Here is a 1534-nt window from a genome sequence, read left to right as displayed (position 1 = left end):
CATTGGTACAAGGAGGAAGTCAAAAAGCAGCCGCAGCTCCTGCTCTTGACGCGCGAAGAACTGATGCGGCATGAGGCTGCAGGCATTACCACCCAGTCGTTTCCCAAGACACTGCGAATGGGCGGCGTGGATTGCCTGGTGACTTACCTGCACGAACCCGGCGACGCGCGCGATGGCGTGACGGTGGACGTGCCATTGTTCGCGCTCAACCAGGTTAATGAAGAGCGCTGCGAGTGGCTGGTGCCCGGCATGCTCAAGGACAAGGTCCAGGCGCTGATCAAGACGCTGCACCAGCGCCCGCGCTCGCGCCTGGTGCCCTTGTCCGACACTGCCGCCCGCATGACGGAGCAGTTGCTGCAGCCCGAGGTGTTCGGCAGCGGCTCGCTGACTGACGCGGTGCTCAAGCTGGTGCGCGACGCGACTTCGCTGGACGTCAAGCGCAATGACATGAAGCTGGACATGCTGCCGCCGCACCTGTTCATGAACTTCCGCATAGTCGACGAGCATGGCCGTCAGCTGGGTGCAGGCCGTAACCTGGGCGCGCTCAAGGGCGAGCTGGGCTCGCAGGCACGGGGTGCCTTCCAGGCGCTGGCGGGACTCAAAAACCTGGCAAAAGCACCCGAATCTGGGTCCGAAAAGACGTTATCCCCCGAAAATTCAGTATCAAATCGGCCTCCAGCCCAATCAGGACGCGCGCAAGCAGCTCCTGAAAAGATAGCGCCCAGAGCGCCGGAGCGCTACACCAGCTGGAGCTTTGGCGAGTTGCCGGAGCTGATGGAAATCCGCAAGGGTTCGCAGACGCTGATCGGGTTTCCGGCGCTCATTGATCTGGGCGACGCGGTGACGATCGAGGTGTTTGACGAACCCGATGTGGCGGCCGCGAAGCACCGCGCCGGCTTGCGCCGGCTGTTCTCGCTGCAGATCAAGGATGCGCTGAAGTACCTGGAAAAGAACCTGCCTGAACTGCAGAAAATGGCCACCAGCTACATGCTGGTGGGCCGCGCCGCCGACAATTCCGGCGGCGGTACGCTGGAGGAATTGCGCGAGCAGATCATCGAAGTGGCGTTGGACCGCGCCTTTTTGCTCGACCCGTTGCCGACGCACGAAGCCGAGTTCAAAAAACGCATCGACGATGGGCGAGGGCGCCTGACCTTGATTGCCAGCGAGATGGCCCGGCTGGCTGCCGGCATCCTGACCGAGTTCGCTGTGGCCCAACGCAAGATCAAGGACACTAAAAATGCCGCCGAAGCCGCGGCAGATGCCGCCCAGCAACTGCAGCGCCTGGTACCCAAACGCTTTCTGACGGCCACACCTTATGGGCAACTGCAGCACTTCTCACGCTACCTCAAGGCCATCACGTTGCGGCTGGAAAAATGGCGCGCCGACCCGGCACGTGATGCTGCACGGATGGCCGAGTTGCGACCGCAGGAGCAGCGTTACTGGCGGCTGGTGGCTGAGCGAAAAGGCGCGGTGGATGCGCGCATGCAGGAATTCCGCTGGTTGCTGGAAGAGCTGCGTGTGAGCTTTTTTGCGC

General features: G+C 62.3%; 1 protein-coding gene. It reads left to right on the top strand.

Annotated elements, in window-relative coordinates; all coding sequences use genetic code 11:
• Nucleotides 1-1534 (top strand): DUF3418 domain-containing protein (locus AC1D1P_RS23000; RefSeq protein ID WP_477674590.1); only part of this gene is annotated, 1534 nt, incomplete at both ends.

Source organism: Polaromonas sp. P1_E1_2 (assembly GCF_056406035.1).
Note: the sequence above shows the minus strand (reverse complement) of the source record. Positions and strands in the feature narration are given on the sequence as shown.